The sequence below is a fragment of the Enterococcus sp. 2G9_DIV0600 genome, from assembly GCF_002140615.1.
Taxonomy (GTDB): domain Bacteria; phylum Bacillota; class Bacilli; order Lactobacillales; family Enterococcaceae; genus Enterococcus_D; species Enterococcus_D innesii.
Map to the genome: position 1 here is coordinate 211166 of NZ_NGLL01000002.1, position 18357 is coordinate 229522.

Genomic DNA, 18357 nt, shown 5'->3' on the forward strand with positions numbered 1-18357 from the left:
GTTTTTCAGTAAGGAGCTTATTTTTGAAGAATTTCCAGTTAAGTTTTGTCACAAATAAATCAACGGCTAGATGGTTCCAGATTCTCAATGCCTTTGAAAAAAGTGAGATCTGCAGTGCGAGTAGCTTGGCAGAAGTCACAGAAAGTACTACAAGAACGATTGGAAAAGATATTGGCGGAATCAATGAGTACTTTGCTGGCTTATTGCAAATCTCTTCGACGAATCAAGGGTATTTATTTGAATTGAACAACTACCCAAGTTATGAAAAGAAAAAAGCATCCCTGCTAGCGAATGAGCCCTTGTTTCTTATGCTGGAAAATATTTTTATGGGTGAGTTGAAATCTATTGATGAGTGGACCGACTGTCTTTTTCTATCTAAAAGCACCTTATCGAAATATTTGCGGCGTATCCATCAACAGCTTACTCATTTTGATTTGACCTTAACACTGGATCCTGTGAATATCGTAGGCGAGGAAGCAGATATTCGGAATTTCTTCTGTACCTTTTTCTACGAGACAGACATTACCCCTCACACGGTTTTTCCGACGGTAGCGGTTCAACAGGCAGTCACTGAAATCAGTGGGATGTTTGAAAAAAATAGCTATCATACCGCCTCATTTTCTCAATACAGTTATCTGCTGCATATTTCGATCGAGCGATTTTTACAAGGGCAAAGGATTCAGGTAAAAGAAGAGTTATACCATGCTTTGAGACATAGTATCCAACTGATGCACTTTCAACGGATCAATGAAGTGATAGACAAGTATTTTGAGTTTCAGTTTCCTCACGATGAGTTGGTCTTTTTGTTTGTGAGTATTATCACTAAAAGGAAATTGCAAAATGTCATCGTAGAGCAAAAATTCTGTCTCTCGTATAATCACTGGCCAAAAATTCGCGAATTGACCAACAGTTTTTATCAACTCTTGAATGTCACCAGTCCAAACCAAAAAAATGATTTGATTTTGATTGAATCTTTTTTTACTACTGCTAAATTGAGGGAATGCTTATCGACTTCAGCGAATCGCAATATTTGGGACGTCAATACTTTTATTCGTAAAACATTTCCGAAAGAATTTGCTTTTTATCAACGATTCTTAGAGAACAATCCTTTTTATCAAGAGTTGTATTCTCCTCAATATTTGCCGGATTTTTGCGCGAATTTAGTTATTTATATCGAGTCTATTCGTGAGCGCTATTGGTTTCCCCGAAAAAACATTGCCTTTATTTTCGAGGGCAATCACCATATCGTTCAGTACATTGAAGGGTGGTCCAATCGGTATTTCAGCTGCTCTCACCGAGTATTTTATCCGGATTCTGGCGAAGTCACCCCCCACTATTTGAAGCAAAATCAGATCGACCTGATAGTAACGAACTATGCAGAGCATGCGTCCGCTTTTCGCGATACCATCGAATGCATTGTCTTCAAAACGATTCCTTCTTCCTCTGATTGGAATCGGCTATTGGAAAGAATCAACCCGGATGTCACGCGACAGTTCGCGCTAAAAGACCTCTTCTAATTTCTCTTCATCTGCAATTATGAAGAGTCGCTAGAAAAGGTCTATTCCAATTCTATACGAATAGCATAAGCAAAGCCCAGTTCCTTCAAACTATCTAGCAGTCAAGGAATTGGGCTTTGGTTTTAAAGGCTTGTTTTTACACAAAAAACATCGATTTTGGGGATGGGGAAGTGTCAATGATAGTGAGTACAAGCCTTTTAAAACAAATGAGTTAGGGAGAACCAGTTTAGCTATTTACTGTGCTTCGCTTAAATAAATCAAGCTCCAAGGAGCTTTTTGATTCAGTTGAATTCCGGTCAATTCCCGATAAAAACAGGTTTTGTCTTTGACAGTCAGCTGAATGATCTCTTCTTGCGTGTATTCGTTTAAAGCACTTTTTTTTAAGTTGTACAGCTCTTTTAAGATCTGCAACTGAGCATCAATGTCCAGCAACAACGACATCTTTTGGAAAAAACTATTATCGGAGTCGTTGTAGATGTTTAGAAAACGTTGGCGCAAGGATAAATAAAAGTTAAAGATCTTAGGGTCTTCGCTAGAACAGCTAGAATGAATAAATTCTTCATCGAAAAAGTTTAAATATTCTTCAGCTGATTGAATCGTTTTTAAGTTCATATCGATACTCCTTCATTATAGTTGACTTGTAGTGAAACCTATTTGATTCGATCATCGAAAGCATTTGCGGCAACTGGGTATCTGACAGGAGGCACTCGTATTTACAGGAGCGTTTTGCAGTCGCAGTATCAACGAGGACTTTCGTTACATCCAATGTACTTGATTTCTCATGGAGTCTCAAACGCGTTTTTTCGCATCCATACGAAGAACTTTTTTTCGTTGATGAATCAGTCAATAAAGTCGAGAATATACAATATCTTTTGTTATAAAAAATAAAAGAGGACATGTACAGCGGCTTAGTCCTGTTTTTTATATATGGATACGGTGAAATCTTTTTGACAATCAAATGTAAAACCATAGTGCGAGTGTTTTAGCATTGTTTTGACGATATACAGACCTAAACCTGTACCAGCCTCTTCTCCATAAGAGAAGAAGGGTTTGGCCAAATCTGAGTGTTTCAGCGGCCCAGTTTTTTTGATAGGGTTTTTGATCGTTAATTGTTTGTTAGTAAGAATGATCGTGACGACGCTGTTGGGTGGGGAATGAAAAATCGCATTGCTCAAAAGGTTTGAGAAAATTTTCTTTGCCAATTTCGGGTGGTAGAAAAACGTCAGCTCTTGTTGTTGATCAATTTCGATCCGCAAACCTTTATCACTCCATAAAACTTCATATTCTTCGATCAAGTGATCGATCATTTCCCGCACAGAAAGTGGTTGGTCGTCATGGGCCTGTTGGTTGTGAAAAACGAACAGGATTTCTTTGATCAACTGCTGCAGCTTTTTCAATTCATTTTCTGTGGCTAGAAGGGACTCTTGCTGTTCTTCAGATAAAGAGTCATCTCTGACATTCGCTAATAGCAGTTGGCTTGCCATGATCGGTGTTTTCATCTCATGGGTGAATCCTTCTAGCAATGTTTTTTTCTCTAACTCCAGCTGTTTGATCTGCTGAACTTGTTCCAAGGCGGCCCGCTGGGCACATTGGAGTTGTTGATATAGGGCAGTTACTTGAGTTTCGATCACTAGATAATCATGCAATTTGATCATGGTATTTACGTCATGAATCTCCTCATACGGAATATTTTTTTCCATCATGTGGAAGACAGACGCCAGTTTGCTCTTTTCGTTTCGATATAAGTAGGTATACAAGCCGCTTCCAGCCAAGGTCAATAGGCTAACTAGCAGCAAAACAAAAGGCGTTGCTAGCCAAATGATCTCTTTTACATCGACGGCACTGATTTGGACAGGGTAACTAACGTAAACTTTGTAGCCATTAGTGTCAAACGTCGATTGATAACCATTGGTGAGATGGATCAGCTCACCATTTTTCGCGGTGATGGGTTGCTGGATGGGATAGATGGTATTTTGCTGGGCATCAAAAATGATTATGGTATAGCCATCGATTCGATAACTGTCCAAACGTTGGAAAGAAAGTTCATCGTCATTGACAATATCAAAAATTTCCCGGACTACAGTGTCAAAGACCGCTTGTTGTTTCATTTCGATCCGAGGACCGATATTTAGTAAGAAAAAACCTATCACGCTCACAAAAGTCACGAATGACATTGTCAATGTAAAGAAGCAGATGATGCGAGTCGTTTTCCATTTAATTCGTTTCTTTTTCAATTCGGTACCCGATCCCTTTAACAGTTTGGATGATGTCTTTGCCTAATTTGCTACGGAGGTTTTTAATGTGAACATCGATCGCCCTAGAGTCGACAAAGGAGTCATAGCCCCAAATTGTGTCTAAAAATTCTTCACGGGAAAAGACTTTTCCTTGACTTAAGAGCATCATTTGCAAGAGCTCAAATTCTTTTGAAGTCAATTCGATCGGCTGGCCTTGCCTGTGAACTTGATAGTTATTGATCTCCAATGTCAAGTCGTTATACGTGACCGCCGCATTTTCTTTGTGACCGACTCTGCGCAAAATCGCATCGATTTTTAAAGCGAGGATGTTGGTAGAAAAAGGTTTGATTACATAATCATCGATCCGCTTGCTGTAAAGGTTGATCTGAGTGAATTCATCGTTCAATGCGCTGATCACGATCACCGGGATCGGGTTGTTTTCGCCTAACTCATTTAAAAACGTTTCTCCGCTCATTTTAGGTAACATCAAATCGAGTAAAATCAAAGCGAAAGTTTTTGTCTCTAGGGCGTTCAAAGCAGCTTCCGCTTCATCAAAGGCTGTGACTTGATAGCCTTCTTTTTGTAAACTCAACTGGATGCCTCTTCTGATTTCATCGGTATCTTCAATAAGAAGAATTTCTGTGGCCATGGATTACTCCTTTCTATTACTAAAGAAGGGTCAATCGTCCGTTTTTGATCGTATATACATAGTCTGAGATTTCTTTAAAAGTTAAGTCATGGCTGACGATGATGATACACTTGCCTGCATCCCGCAAGTCTTTAAAGATCGTCATGACATTTTCACTGTTTGCCAGATCCAAGCTGCCAGTCGGCTCGTCGGCGATGATCAGATCAGAATCTAAGGCGAGAGCTCGGGCGATTGTCACCCGCTGCTGTTGTCCCCCAGACAACTGGTGACATTTTTTGTGCTGTATATCGCCACAAATCCCTACTTTGTTTAAATAGCTGCTGGGAGACTGAGGGTTTTTAACTTTGTGGATATTTGTGGCGATCGTGATGTTTTCCAACGGTGACAAATAAGGGATCAAGTTGAGGGACTGGAAAATGTAACTGATTTGCCGGCGGTAGGAGACTAAATTCGTCATTGACTGGCCATTGAACTCGATTGAACCGCTTTGCAAAAATTCAAGACCGGAAATCAAAGACAAAAAAGTGCTTTTTCCGACACCAGATTGACCAATAATCGTGTGGATCTTGCCAGCGTCAAACACTTGACTGACATTTTGCAAAATAGTCTCATCTTTGTATGAGTAACTGATATCTGTAATTTTGAGCATTTGATCTTCTCCTTTAGTATTCATCAAATCTGTGAAGGTTTCTTTAAAAAAATAGGTATTTTTAACTTTTTTTAACATTTTGCTTATTCGTTATTGGACAAGATCTCTTTGGGACTTCTCTTAATGATCTTCATAGTTGGCAGGATCGTTGTGACACAAGTGATGACTGCCAATAATGAAAAGATGACTGAAGAAAAAATGAGCGACTCTTTGAAATCGGTTTGCTGGATAGAGACCTCGGTGTTGAGTTTGGTGCTTTCATCTTCCACATAATTGTCTCCTCGCGGCATGCTCAAGCTACTATTGGCACTAAGTTCCCCCATAGAAGCTTGCATTTGTTCATTGACGACTGCACTTGCTTGAGGTGCGATCACTGTGGTGGATAAGGCGAAACTGATACCGAAGCTGACGACAAAAACGATTGCGACTTCTAAGAACATCTGCAAAAGGATGTTGATTTTTGTTTCTCCCAATGACAGTAACAAGCCGACTTCGTATTTACGCTCTCGTAACGAGAGCATCATAATCAACCCGATGACGATCAAGGCAAAAAGGATCAAGAAAAGCTGAATGAAGTTCAAGATCGAAGAAAAATCTGTAATCATTGATTGGATCGTTTTGTATTGCTCGTAGGAGCTTTTGAATGCGACCTGCTGGTATTTGCTGTTTTCAGCATCTAATTCATTCAAGAACTTTTGAGTATCCATCGGATCTTTCAAGCTGACTTTGATTTTGTCATAACCCGCCATCAAAGGAGTGTTTTCACCAAATTGCAGTTCTTTGACTTCTTTGAGAACCCTTCGTGTCGAAAAAAATAACCGCTCTTCATTATCTTTGTGGGGGCGAGGACTATTGGCAGCTAACTCATAAATACCAGTGATAACTCCGCTTTTTTTCAAAGCTTCTTGTTCTTCATCGAAACCCGAATTGAAATCCAACGTTAAAGGGTCACCAATGCTTAGTTTGTGTTTTTCCGCATACTTTTTCGAGACCATGATTGGATAAGTCTCTTTGTTATTGGTAGTAAGATCGCCCTCAATGATCTGCAGATTGTATTTTGCCAATTCAGGATCGTTGCTGTCATAAATTTCGATTTCATTGGAAGGTTCGATTATACCTCCCGGCACCTTGTCTTCATGTTTTGGTGTCCGGTCAGCATACTGGGTGAATAGCTGGGTCGCAGCGCTGACGGAAAAATCTTCGACATAACTGGATTTTTCAATTTTCTCCAGCAATTCTTCATTCAACACATCGGTACCAGATTGCAGATCGCCGGAATACATGGACTGAAGGATCTTCTCATAATCCAGCTCGATGGTTACTATTGAATTCAAGTCTTTTTGGACATTTTCCAATACTTTTTGCAGTTCGTATTGGGTCAGCCTCGCCGTGATCAAAAACGTTGAGACGACCAGAAACAACCCGCCAATGATTGCGGTCCGTTTTTTGAGACTGATGATACTTTTGATGATACGAGTAAAAAAGTTCATAAAATTCCTCCTTTGATATGCGAAAGTATACAGGAAGAAGGTTAGCCGAATATGTGGCCAATATGTGTTTCGTGTGAAGTTGGCGAACGCTTGAAGGCTTTCCTGTCATCCCATGGGCGCTAGGCTCATCCCCGTCATTTTTTCAAAGGTGTGATACTATAGAATTATCTAGAAAAACGATCCTTTGATTTAAGTCGTCAATACCAAAACAGTGTCCAGACACGCAGTTGCAGTGAGACACAACCGTCTGTTTTGACGAGAAGGTTTGGCTAAATAGGGACGTTCATTAAAGCAAACGAGGAGCAATTCAATGAAAGAGAAAAAAACAGTTGTAGTGATCGGTGGCGGACTTGGTGGTCTATCAGCGGCGGTCTCATTAGCCCAAAATGGCTTTGATGTATCATTATATGAAAAAAATCACCATTTAGGCGGCAAGTTGAACCGACTGGAAACAAACGGCTTCGGCTTTGACTTAGGTCCTTCGATTTTGACGATGCCGCAGATTTTCGAAAAATTATTTACTGGCAGCAATCGCGATATGGCGGATTATGTTGCGATTCGCCGATTGCCATTGGAATGGCGCTCCTTTTTTCCTGACGGCACCAAGATCGATCTCTATGGCGATCTTGCCCGCATGGCAAAGGAAAACCCGCACTTGTCGGAAAAAGACATGGCCGAGTACCAAGACTTTTTGGACTATGCGCAAAAGATTTATGCAATCACGGAAAAAGGCTATTTCGAGAAAGGCTTAGATACCACGAAAGAAATCTTGAAGTATCATGGCGTGATCAAAGCGTTGAAAGGTTTTGATTATTTCTCTTCGATGCATGATGCTATTCAAAAACGTGTCAGCAATCCGCAGCTGCAAGACATGCTGAGCTATTTTATCAAGTATGTCGGCTCGTCTCCTTATGACGCCCCAGCCGTCTTGAACATGATGATCTATATGCAGCATGCCCAAGGTGTCTGGTACGTGCCAGGCGGGATGCATCGTTTAGCCGAGGGCATCGTTCGCTTAGCAAAAGAGATCGGGGTCACTTTCCACACGGGACACAAAGTGGAAAAATTGATCGTTGAACAAGAACAGATCCGTGCCGCTCGTTTGGATGATGGTACGCTGATCGAAGCCGACTATTTTGTTTCCAACATGGAAGTGATCCCGGCCTATGAAGAGCTGTTAGAAGAAGCGCCGACCTTTACTCAAAAACTGGAAGAAAAATTTGAACCAGCAAGTTCTGGTTTTGTCTTGCACTTAGGGGTCAAAACCTCCTATCCGCAACTGGCGCACCACAACTTTTTCTTTTCCAATGCCTCAAAAGAAAACTTTGATCAAAATTTCCATCAGCATCAGCTGCCGGAAGACCCAACGATCTACTTGGTCAATGCCAACAAAACCGATCCTTCGCAAACAGTGGCAGGGCATGAGAACATCAAAATCTTGCCTCATATCCCTTATTTGCAGGATAAACCCTTTACGGAAGCGGAATACGATGCTTTTCGTGAACGGATCTTGATCAAGCTGGAAAACATGGGCTTAACGGATCTACGTAAGCACATCGTGTATGAAGACCGCTGGACACCCGAAGACATCCAAAAGAATTATTTGTCACATCGCGGTGCCATCTACGGCACGGTCTCTAATCGCAAGAAAAATCATGGCTTTAAACACCCGAAACACAGCGAACGCTACGACAATCTATACTTCGTTGGCGGTACGGTCAATCCCGGTGCCGGCATGCCGATGGTGACCCTTAGTGGCCAGCAAGTCAGTGAGATGATCACCAAAAGAGAACACTAAGACAAGAAAGGATGATGACTGTGTACCTGCTGCTCGCTGGTATTTGCGCTGCTTGGCTGGCAGGCTGGCTGATTTTTTTCCGCCTGCCGACGATACCCACCCGCAAGGAGACAGCCGCATCCAAAGACTTGAAGGAGAGGGCAGAATTGTCGATCATCATCCCCGCCCGCAATGAAGCAGAAAATTTGCCGCAATTGTTGGCATCCTTGCAGCAGCAAACCCTCCATCCTGTGGAGATTTTGGTGGTTGATGACGGATCGGAAGACGAGACGACCGCCTGTGCCAAGGGCTTCGGTGCGACGGTCTTGCAAACCGCTGCTGATTCTGCTGGGAAAGCGGCGGCTTGCTGGTTAGGCGCCTCACAAGCGGTGGGCAAGTATCTATTATTTTTGGATGCCGATACCTTCTTTCTAGCAGAAGATGGCTTAGAGCGTCTTTTCGTTGCGTTTGAGGAGCGATTGGGACAAGGCCTGCTCTCGGTGCAGCCCTATCATCAAACGAAGCGCCTGTATGAACAACTGTCTGCCGTCTTTAATGTCGTCTTACCTGTCGGGTTGAACCGCTTTTCTATCGTAGGCGAAAAACTCTCAGCTGGCGGCGCCTTTGGTCCGTGTATTTTGTGTAGCAAAACTGCGTACCTTCAAGCCAATGGACATCAGGACATGCCAGAAGGAATCTTAGATGATCTAGCACTAGCGAGACGTTTTAAGAAAAAACGCTTGCCGATCGCCTTGTATGGTGGAAAAGACCTGTTGGCCTTTCGGATGTATCCAGCTGGTGTTCGTCAACTTGTTCAAGGCTGGACGAAGGACTTTGCCACTGCTTCGCAATTCACTCACCCTTTGATTATGGCGGGTGTCATCTTGTGGATCAGCGGCGGCATTGGGGTACTGGCGGCACCGTTTCTGATGAAACCGCTTTGGTTAGGCCTGCTTTTTTATGCTGCTTATTTTGGACAAACTCTGTGCTTTGCCCGCCGTGTCGGCAACTTCAACCGAGTCTTGCTGCTTTTTTTCCCGTGTTACTTTCTTTTTTTCCTAGGCTTATTTGGTTGGTCATGGATCCAAACCCATTTGTTGAAATCCGTGACCTGGAAAGGACGCAAAATCAATTTATAGGAGGCGATGCACATGCCGTTGATCACCTTATCCCCACTGCTCTTGCTCATTACAGACAGCTTGGCTTGGCTGCTGTTTCATCTAGGCATCTCCTTTGGCTTGCGCAAAGTCAGTGATGCTTTTTTTGAACGTCATGCCAACTGGTTCCGTTCTTTTGCCTTTGAAAAAGGCGGTAGGATCTGGGCGGAGGTATTTCGTATTCGTCAGTGGAAAGACAAATTGCCCGACGGCACTGTGATTGCCAAAAAAGGCTTTGACAAATCTCGCTTGGCTCAGCAACAAAAGGACTATCTGGAAAAATTCGTCATCGAGACACGCCGAGCAGAGCTGACCCATTGGCTGCTGATGGTTCCAGCACCGTTCTTTTTCCTCTGGAATCCTGCGTGGGCGGGCTGGGTGATGATCGTCTATGCGTTATTGGCTAACTGCCCATTCATCATGATCCAACGCTACAATCGCCCCCGTTTAGAGCGAGTCTTGCGGAAAAAAGAAAAACTTTTTGGTTAAAAGATATTTGAATTAAAGCTTAGACGGATTTGTCGCTCTAAGCTTTTTTGTATATAACTACTACTGTTTGTAAACCAAATACTCATTGTATTTTTAGTCTGACAGTGGTTGAATAAACTTTGTGGAAAAAAATTGTGGGAAGAAAGTGAACGATGTGAAGAATACCGATAAAGAAAAACTTTATTATCTGTTGAAAGATTTTGACATGATAAGTGATCAACTAGCTCCCTGGTTAAAAGAAGAAAACATTTTTCAGATATTAAAGTTATCTCGAACAGAAATTCGACATAGTAACTTTTTAGCTTACTTGTTTAATCCAAAAGAAGGTCATGGAATGAAGGACTATTTTCTGAAATCATTTTTAAAAATATGTTTAAAAATGGACCAGTATGATTTTATTGGATTAGATTATTTTGATATTGTGTTAGCGGATTATGAAGATATAGAGATATTTCGTGAGCATAAGGATATTGATCTTCTTTTGATATCACAAAAGAATAAGATGGTATTGTGTATAGAAAATAAAACGATATCACTCGAATCAAAACATCAATTAAATAAATATAAGAGCTATGTAGAAGAAAACTATAAAGAATATAATCGGATTTTTGTTTTTTTAACTCCAGAAGGAATAGAGCCCTCTGACGAAGAATGGTGTATAGTTTCTTACTATGATATCGCACTTATTTTGGAGCGATTATTAAAGCTGAATAAGCTAGAATCAAAAATAAGCTACATAATAAACGACTATTTAAACGTATTAAGGAGTGATCTTTTAGTGGATGAAAAACTTAGAGAGATATGTCGGAAAATATATGCAGAACATCAAGATGCATTAGATTTAATTTTTGAAAACCGCCCTGATAATTTAAGTTTGATGAGTGAATTATATGTTGAGGCCTTGGCGGAATTAGCTAACGAAAAGAATGAGGAAATAAAGATTATTTCTACTAGCAAAACAATGATTCGATTCCAAACAAAGAGGCTGAATCAATTGTTTCCAGACTTGCCAGAAAATTTCCCCGGTGGATGGAATAACCACAAGCCTTACGGTATTGAATTGTACAATAAATCTGAATCTATTTCTGGAAGAATTAAGATAGCATTTACAGGAAAAATTGATCCTGATGGACGTCAAAGATTAGAGCGTATTCTTACAGAAGTAGATGGTGGTAGAAAAAGAAAAGATACTTGGGAGTGGTGGGGAACAGGGAATTGGAAAATTGCTGGTATCAATAACAAGTTTGTAGAAGATATTTTTATAATTGTTGCTGAAGAGGGTAGAGAAAAGATAGTAAGTAAAATTAAGAATAACTTAGAAAAAACGCTTATTCAAATTGATCAGTTCGTAGATAGGATAGAGGGTATCGCAGAAAATACACGTCTTAAATGATGTGTTTCATTTCCTAAAAAATTGGTGTTAATTTTTATGGGATGCGTCAAGACCATTCTTTGTACACTAAGGTCATTCAGAGGAAAGGGTGATCGTATGTCATCAGAAGGATGTGGGCAAATTTTCGAACTGCCAATGCAGGCTGTTGCATTGGTTGATCGTGTGTTTGGACAGGCACGAAGTATTTTTGTAAGTGTAGAAAGGAAGGAGGGTGCGCAAGATGATTGAAGATAGCCGACAACGGGACCACTATTACGACATGCTGATTGAAAAAAATTCCCAATATGAAGGGATCTTTTACGTTGGGGTAAAAACCACCGGCGTCTTTTGCCGTCCCACCTGCCCAGCGAAAAAACCGCTCAAAAAAAATTGCGAGTTTTTTCAGACGGCACAAGAAGCGTTGCTGGCGGCGTATCGTCCCTGTAAACGATGTCGCCCGCTCAGCTCACCTAGCCACTTATCTCCTGACGTGAAAAGCCTAGTGGAAGCGGTGGAGAGTAACCCAGAGAAAAAGTGGACCGACAAAGATTTTGAAGCGCTAGCGATCCATCCCAATACCGCGCGTCGACAATTTAAAAAATATTTTGGCATGACCTTTATCGAATATTCCCGTGCCCGCCGTTTAGGGTTAGCGTTTAAGCAGATTCGTGAAGGAGAACCGCTGATACAAGCGCAATTAGAAGCCGGTTTCGATTCTGGCAACGGCTTTCGAGATGCGTTTTCTCGGATTATGGGGGAGCTGCCTTCCAACAGCCGCGAAAAAACGATTCTTTCTTCTGCTTGGCTTGAGACCAAGCTTGGGTCGATGTTGGCGATCAGCGACCAGCAGCAGCTTTACTTGTTAGAATTCGTGGATCGCAGAGGGCTAGAAACGGAGATTGCTGTTTTGAGAAGCCGCTTGAATGCAGTGATTATTCCCCAGCAAACGGCAATCATTCAGCAACTCAAGCAAGAATTGACGGAATATTTTGCAGGGAATCGAACTGCCTTCACGGTACCCATCGCATTGATCGGCTCTGATTTTCAGAAAGCCGTCTGGCAGCAGCTGTTGGCGATGAAGATCGGAGAAACATACTCTTACAAACAATTGGCACAGCGAATCGGCAATGAAAAAGCCACCCGAGCTGTTGCCAATGCCAACGGAAAAAATCAATTGGCGTTGATTGTTCCATGCCACCGCGTCATCAATAGCGATGGCAGCATCGGCGGCTATGGCGGCGGTGTCGAACGCAAAAAGTGGTTGCTGGCTTTGGAAAAGCAGGTGCAGCCGACCACAATGATCTAAAAAGGACAAGTATGCGTCGGAATCAGCGCTTCATCGATCAGTACATGGAATGGATCGAATCCTCTTCAGTAAAATATATATTTAACGGAACTTATGGAATCTTTCATGAGTTCCGTTTTTTATTAGATTTGAAGGGGACGTAGAGAAAAGGTGGACCTTCGTTAGTGTCTAACCGTTCTTAACCTCTATAAAAATAAGCATTGAATGATTTTCTTAAACAACCAAAGCATATCTTTTTACAACTTACAAAAAGTAAGTTATGATTATCTCGAATTCGAAATAAAGAGGTGAGGAAAATGGCGCATCAAGAAGAAGCGCTCAAAGCGTACATCGGTTTGCTGCGTACGGCGAGTCGTTTGGAACAAGTAGCAAAAAAAGATGTTCGTTGTTATGGCTTAAATATTACAGAGTTTTCTGTACTGGAATTGCTTTACCATAAAGGCACCCATACGACGCAAGCCATCAAGGAAAAAATCTTGATCGCCAGCAGCTCGACAACCTATGTAGTCGATCAATTAGTCAAAAAAGGCTGCGTGCGCCGGGAACCTAGCCAAGAAGATCAACGGGTAACTTACGTCAGTATTACGGAAGCAGGCAGGGCATTGATGGAGAAAATTTTTCCCAGTCATGCACAAAAGATTGCGGCGAGTTTTTCCGAACTCAGCAGTGAAGAATTGCAACAATTAAAAACAATTTTACGAAAAATAACTTACGATCAGAAATGAGGAAAAGAAAATGAGAAAACAAGATCAATTATTAGGGGTACACCATGTGACGGCCATGACAAGTGATGTGGAACGGAATTACCATTTCTTTACAGATGTGTTAGGGATGCGTTTAGTGAAAAAAACCGTCAATCAAGATGACATTTATACTTACCATACCTACTTTGCGGATGATTTAGGGTCACCGGGAACGACCATGACGTTCTTTGATTTTCCCAATACCGCTCGCGGCAGCAAAGGAACCAACTCGATCACCCGCACCAGTTTCCGAGTACCCAGTGATGCTGCCCTTGATTATTATGCCGCACGCTTTGATGAATTTGAGGTAAAACACGAAGCAATCACCACCGAATTTGGGAAAAAAGTGTTGCGCTTTTGGGATTTTGATACGCAAGCCTATCAATTGATCTCTGATGAACACAATACTGGCGTGAAAGCTGGTACCCCTTGGAAAAAAGGACCGGTTCCTACTGAATTTGCGATTTATGGCTTAGGTCCTGTCGAAATGTCTGTTTCTTACTTGGCAGATTTCAAAGGGCTGCTGGAATCCGTTTTTGATTTCAAAACCATTGATCAAGTAGATAATCGCTATTTGCTAGAAGTCGGTGAAGGCGGCAATGGCGCTCAAGTCGTTTTAGTGGAAGATACCACGAGCCCGCAAGCACAACAAGGCGATGGCGAAGTGCATCATGTCGCTTTTCGTTTAGCTCACCACGACTCATTAGCAGTTTGGCAAGAAATCTTTGATAACTTGGGATTGGCCAACTCCGGCTATGTGGATCGCTACTATTTTGAATCTTTGTATGTGCGCATCGGCCACATTCTTTTTGAACTAGCAACAGATGAACCAGGGTTCATGGGGGATGAGCCTTATGAAACATTGGGTGAATCCTTATCATTGGCACCATTTTTAGAAAATCGCCGTGAATACATCGAAGGAGTCATCAAACCCTTCAATACAAAACGCGCTTAAGGAGGCACATAGTATGCAACCCATTCAACAGATCCACCATATTTCAGCTATCGTAGGCGATCCGCAAACGAACGTTGCCTTTTACCGCGACGTGTTGGGGTTGCGCCTCGTCAAACAAACCGTCAATTTTGATGATCCCTACACGTATCATCTTTATTACAGCAATCAAGCGTTAGAAAATGGGACCATCATCACCTTCTTCCCTTGGGCAAATGCCCATCCTGGACGAGTAGGAAGCGGACAAGTCGGCACGATCGCCTTTCGTATTCCTAAAGGCAGCAGTGCCTATTGGCAAGAACATTTGGCGAAACATCAAGTAACTGTCCAAGAAAGTACATTGTTTGATCGGCCAACGTTAGAACTTCATGATCAGCATGACCTGTCTTTGGCGTTAGTCGAAGCCGAAGAATCGGCGGAAACACCAGCGATTGTAGGCTTTCATGGGGCCGTCTTGCTTTCGGCACAACCAGAAGCGACCATTCAAACGCTGGCAGATGATCTAGGTCTGAACATTTTTAACAAAACAGAGAAAAGCACCCATCTTCATACCGCAGGCACCCTCGCTCATGAGATCGTCGTGCCCCATGAAGCAATGCCAGCAGGGCGCTGGGGTGTCGGCACCGTCCATCACATCGCGTGGTCCGTGCCAACGGAAGCAGTGCAAAAAGAGTGGCAAGAATACTTGTACGATCAAAGATACGGCGTCACTGAAATCAAGGACCGTAACTATTTCAAAGCCGTCTATTTCCAAGAGCGGGGCAATATCGTCTTTGAGATCGCAACAGAAACCCCGGGCTTTTTAGTTGATGAACCGTTGGAAACGTTAGGACAGCAGTTGATGTTGCCAGCCCAATTTGAAAGTCGTCGTGCAGAGATCGAGGATCGCTTGCCAGATTTATCGGTTTAGAAAAAAGGAGACGCTGTATGCACTATTTAGATCCCAAGGATTTGACCCAACGAGAAAATTATAAACTACTGATCGGCTCCATCATCCCACGGCCAGTGGCAGTGGTCAGTACGCAATCAGCCGACGGTATCGTCAACATCGCTCCATTCAGTTTTTTTAACATCGTCAGCTCAGAACCCGTGATCCTCTCGTTAGCTATCCAGCGCAAAGAGGGGGAACTGAAAGACACCGCCCGCAATCTGTTGGCGACGAAAGAAGCCGTCGTGCATATTTTGGATCAAACAAATGTCCAAGAGGCCAATAAAACCGCGGCATTATTGCCCGCAGACCAAAGCGAGTTGTCGGTTTCTGGATTTACGACAACGACATCGAAAACAATTGCCGTGCCTGGTTTGAAAGAAGCCAATGTACGCTTAGAAACGACTCTGCATCAACACGTACCCATCAAAAAAGACCAGCAGACCACTGCCGATCTCTTATTGTTGGAAGTCGTCGGCTACCAGATTGCAGAGGATGTCTATCAAGATGGCAAGATCGATCCCCGTGCCTTACAAGCAGTCAGCCGGCTAGCGGGAAATTCTTACGCAACGATTGGGGAGATTTTCGATATCAAACGACCAAGTTAAAGGAGGAACTTCGATGAAAGCAATCTACCAACAAGGAGCAGCTGACGCACCAGTTTTGGTACTGCTCCACGGCACCGGTGGCGACGAACAGTCGCTGCTAGAAGTAGGCAAAGCCCTTGATCCCCAAGCGTCACTATTAGGTATTCGCGGCAATGTCTTAGAAAACGGCATGCCCCGTTACTTCAAACGCCTGGCTGAAGGGGTGTATGATGAAGCCGACTTAGCACTTCGCGGCGACGAATTAGCCGAGTTCATTCGGCAAGCCGCCAAAGAATACCACTTTTCGTTAGCCCAAGTGGTACTGGTGGGTTATTCCAATGGCGCCAACATTGCCATTCGCTTATTACTAAATGATAGTGACCACTTTAAAAAAGCGATCCTCTACCACGCCATGTATCCAGTCGAGAATGTACCGACGAATTCCTTGAGTGACACTCATGTGTTTCTGAGTTTTGGCAGAAACGACCCGATCGTTTCCCTAGCTGACAGTGCTTACGTCCAAGAGATCTTTACCTCGCGGGGCGCAGTCCTTTCAACCGTTTGGACCCCGAGTCATCAGTTAACGTATGAAGAAGTTGAACACTCGCGCACGTGGTTGACCGAACAATAAAGCAGTCTATCTCCTAATCAATCAGCGATCCTGCTGGTTGGTTAGGTTTTTTTGTTTCACGTGAAAACATTGAACAGAGAGTACATCAGCTCCACCAAGATATGCTTTACATTAGTTCTGTTAGTATGGGTGGTTTTTATATTCTTAAAGCTTCTGGATTATACGGTAGCTTGTTATCTCTAACCTGTTTAAGTTAATAACATGAATTTTTCTTAAAAAAATGGCAATAAAATTTAATAAAACGCATAATGGAAAATGAGTTTGGTGATGATCAAAACCAGTTAGGGATTATATCTAGCTGGTTTTTTTAGTAAGGAAGCAAATTTGTTGATAGTTCCTTTATTTAACAACGTTGCTTGTTGTATCGGTGAATAGTGAGTGACTTGTGGTTCTTTAGATACCAGAAATCGAAAACGAATGTGTTTATTTGTTTAAAATAACGTTGTAAACATTCTGTTGATGGATTTCAATACTTTTTGAAGTTAGTTTTTTGTTTGATAATCATTGTTTTGGCGCTTTTTTGCGTATTTAAAGATAACAAAGATATTTTTATATGAAAACAAAAAATTTGTTGACAGACAAAATGAAAGCGTTTATATTGGATATGTGGTTACTACCAGTTGAGAATAAGGGGAGGACATAAGATGCTTGGTTTGGTTTTAACAGGTCATGGAGGATTTGCGCAAGGGATGGAAAATGCGCTTGCGATGATTGCGGGACCGCAAGAACAATTTCTAGCAGTGTCATTTTTAGAGGAAAATCCGTTAGCTGACTTTGAAAAAGAGTTGCAAGGAGCAATCGATCAATTAAAGGAAACCTGTGATGGGGTCGTGATTTGTGCAGACCTTGTGGGCGGGACTCCTTTTAATGTTGCGATGACCGCTGCCAATGACGACCCGCAAGTCGAAGTCATCGGTGGCAGCAATCTACTGATGCTAGTAGAAGGTTCGTTGACTAGATATACGGCAACTGATCCAGAGGATTTTTGTCAAGAACTGGCAGAGATTGGCAAGAGCGGTATTTTTCACGGAAAGATCAAAGGCCATGAGGAAATCAATGAGGAAGAAGGAATTTAAACATGTGGGAAATGATCTTAGCATCCTCAATCGTGGTGCTTGTTTTTCTCTTTCTCTTTTTGGCGGTCTCTTCTTTCTTGAATGGGAAAAATCTGAAAAAGCAAAAAGGCTATTTCGCTGAATTGCAGCAGTCTTTGAAAAAGGGACAGAAAATCAAATTGTACGGCGGCATTATTGGGGAGATTCAAGCACTTGGGAAAGAGACAGTGGATCTAAGGGTGAAATCGGGAACAGTGATCGAAGTAGAACGTAGTGCGGTTGCAGAAATCATGCAGTAAATAGAAGGAGGACATATTTATGGGAGAACCAAATATTTTATTGACGCGAATCGACAATCGATTGATTCATGGGCAAGTTGCCACCCAATGGAACGGTACGTTGGGAGCAAATCTAATTTTAGTGGCAAACGATAAGGTCGCCAAAGACAAAGTCAGACAAGGATTGATGGATATGGCGGCGCCAGCTGGCGTCCAAACGAGGTATTTCTCGATTCAAAAAACCATCGAGATCATTCATAAAGCATCGCCAAAACAAAAGATTTTCATGGTGGTTGAAAATCCGCAAGATGCGTTGAAATTAGCTGAAGGTGGAGTACCAATCAAGAAACTGAACATTGGGAATATGCATATGTCAGAAGGGAAAAGACAGGTTGCTACAACAGTTGCCGTCGATGAAGCAGATGTCAATGCCTTTAAAAAACTGAAGGAAATGGGGGTGCAATTAATGATTCAGCGGGTTCCAACGACACCTGTTGAAGATGAAAAGAAATTATTTCAGTAATGCAGAGGTAAGGAAGGAGA

At 42.3% G+C, this 18357-nt stretch carries 19 protein-coding genes; 14 read left to right on the forward strand and 5 right to left on the reverse strand.

Features of this window, described 5'->3' with window-relative positions; genetic code table 11:
- Positions 1-23 precede the first annotated feature (23 nt).
- On the forward strand, positions 24-1517 hold the full coding sequence (locus tag A5870_RS14510) for a helix-turn-helix domain-containing protein (RefSeq protein WP_086293666.1): 1494 nt from the start codon (positions 24-26) through the stop codon (positions 1515-1517).
- Positions 1518-1751: 234 nt separating this feature from the next.
- Here A5870_RS14510 and A5870_RS14515 read toward each other — a convergent pair whose 3' ends face one another.
- From A5870_RS14515 to A5870_RS14535, 5 genes are all read right to left on the reverse strand, one after another.
- On the reverse strand, positions 1752-2129 hold the full coding sequence (locus tag A5870_RS14515) for a DUF7006 family protein (RefSeq protein ID WP_081117698.1): 378 nt from the start codon (positions 2127-2129) through the stop codon (positions 1752-1754).
- Between the two features lie 296 nt (positions 2130-2425).
- On the reverse strand, positions 2426-3751 hold the full coding sequence (locus tag A5870_RS14520) for a sensor histidine kinase (protein ID WP_081117699.1): 1326 nt from the start codon (positions 3749-3751) through the stop codon (positions 2426-2428).
- A complete protein-coding gene (locus A5870_RS14525) occupies positions 3732-4400 on the reverse strand; it encodes a response regulator transcription factor (RefSeq protein WP_081117700.1) in 669 nt (222 codons plus the stop codon). The genes A5870_RS14520 and A5870_RS14525 overlap by 20 nt, the downstream gene beginning before the upstream one ends.
- Before the next feature lie 19 nt (positions 4401-4419).
- Entirely contained in the window at positions 4420-5049 is a 630-nt protein-coding gene (locus A5870_RS14530; RefSeq protein ID WP_170924056.1) for an ATP-binding cassette domain-containing protein, read from the reverse strand.
- 83 nt (positions 5050-5132) lie between these two features.
- Entirely contained in the window at positions 5133-6539 is a 1407-nt protein-coding gene (locus tag A5870_RS14535; RefSeq protein ID WP_086293670.1) for an ABC transporter permease, read from the reverse strand.
- Between the two features lie 310 nt (positions 6540-6849).
- Here A5870_RS14535 and A5870_RS14540 point away from each other — a divergent pair, with 310 nt between their 5' ends.
- From A5870_RS14540 to agaV, 13 genes are all read left to right on the forward strand, one after another.
- Positions 6850-8337 (forward strand): phytoene desaturase family protein, encoded by a 1488-nt coding sequence (locus tag A5870_RS14540; protein ID WP_081117704.1) that lies wholly within the window; start codon positions 6850-6852, stop codon positions 8335-8337.
- Positions 8338-8348: 11 nt separating this feature from the next.
- On the forward strand, positions 8349-9455 hold the full coding sequence (locus A5870_RS14545; RefSeq protein ID WP_086293672.1) for a glycosyltransferase: 1107 nt from the start codon (positions 8349-8351) through the stop codon (positions 9453-9455).
- A 12-nt stretch (positions 9456-9467) separates the two neighbouring features.
- Entirely contained in the window at positions 9468-9962 is a 495-nt protein-coding gene (locus A5870_RS14550) for a glycosyl-4,4'-diaponeurosporenoate acyltransferase (protein ID WP_242596020.1), read from the forward strand.
- A gap of 154 nt (positions 9963-10116) precedes the next feature.
- Positions 10117-11355, forward strand: a complete 1239-nt coding sequence (locus tag A5870_RS14555) for a PDDEXK-like family protein (RefSeq protein WP_254907661.1) — start codon at positions 10117-10119, stop codon at positions 11353-11355.
- A 220-nt stretch (positions 11356-11575) separates the two neighbouring features.
- The gene (locus A5870_RS14565; protein ID WP_086293677.1) at positions 11576-12640 is read left to right on the forward strand and encodes a bifunctional transcriptional activator/DNA repair enzyme AdaA; all 1065 of its coding nucleotides are present in this window, start codon (positions 11576-11578) and stop codon (positions 12638-12640) included.
- 296 nt (positions 12641-12936) lie between these two features.
- Positions 12937-13365: a MarR family winged helix-turn-helix transcriptional regulator gene (locus A5870_RS14570; protein ID WP_016611544.1), complete on the forward strand. Its 429-nt coding sequence runs from the start codon at positions 12937-12939 to the stop codon at positions 13363-13365.
- Between the two features lie 10 nt (positions 13366-13375).
- Complete coding sequence (locus A5870_RS14575; protein ID WP_081117709.1) at positions 13376-14338, forward strand: ring-cleaving dioxygenase; 963 nt, start codon at positions 13376-13378, stop codon at positions 14336-14338.
- A 13-nt stretch (positions 14339-14351) separates the two neighbouring features.
- A complete protein-coding gene (locus A5870_RS14580) occupies positions 14352-15245 on the forward strand; it encodes a VOC family protein (RefSeq protein ID WP_086293679.1) in 894 nt (297 codons plus the stop codon).
- A 17-nt stretch (positions 15246-15262) separates the two neighbouring features.
- Positions 15263-15871 (forward strand): flavin reductase family protein, encoded by a 609-nt coding sequence (locus A5870_RS14585; RefSeq protein ID WP_086293681.1) that lies wholly within the window; start codon positions 15263-15265, stop codon positions 15869-15871.
- Between the two features lie 13 nt (positions 15872-15884).
- Complete coding sequence (locus A5870_RS14590; protein WP_086293683.1) at positions 15885-16481, forward strand: alpha/beta hydrolase; 597 nt, start codon at positions 15885-15887, stop codon at positions 16479-16481.
- Between the two features lie 644 nt (positions 16482-17125).
- The gene (locus tag A5870_RS14595; protein WP_086293685.1) at positions 17126-17557 is read left to right on the forward strand and encodes a PTS sugar transporter subunit IIA; all 432 of its coding nucleotides are present in this window, start codon (positions 17126-17128) and stop codon (positions 17555-17557) included.
- Positions 17558-17559: 2 nt separating this feature from the next.
- A complete protein-coding gene (yajC, locus tag A5870_RS14600; RefSeq protein WP_086293687.1) occupies positions 17560-17835 on the forward strand; it encodes a preprotein translocase subunit YajC in 276 nt (91 codons plus the stop codon).
- Between the two features lie 19 nt (positions 17836-17854).
- Complete coding sequence (gene agaV, locus A5870_RS14605; protein ID WP_086293689.1) at positions 17855-18337, forward strand: PTS N-acetylgalactosamine transporter subunit IIB; 483 nt, start codon at positions 17855-17857, stop codon at positions 18335-18337.
- The last annotated feature ends 20 nt before the right edge of the window (positions 18338-18357 follow it).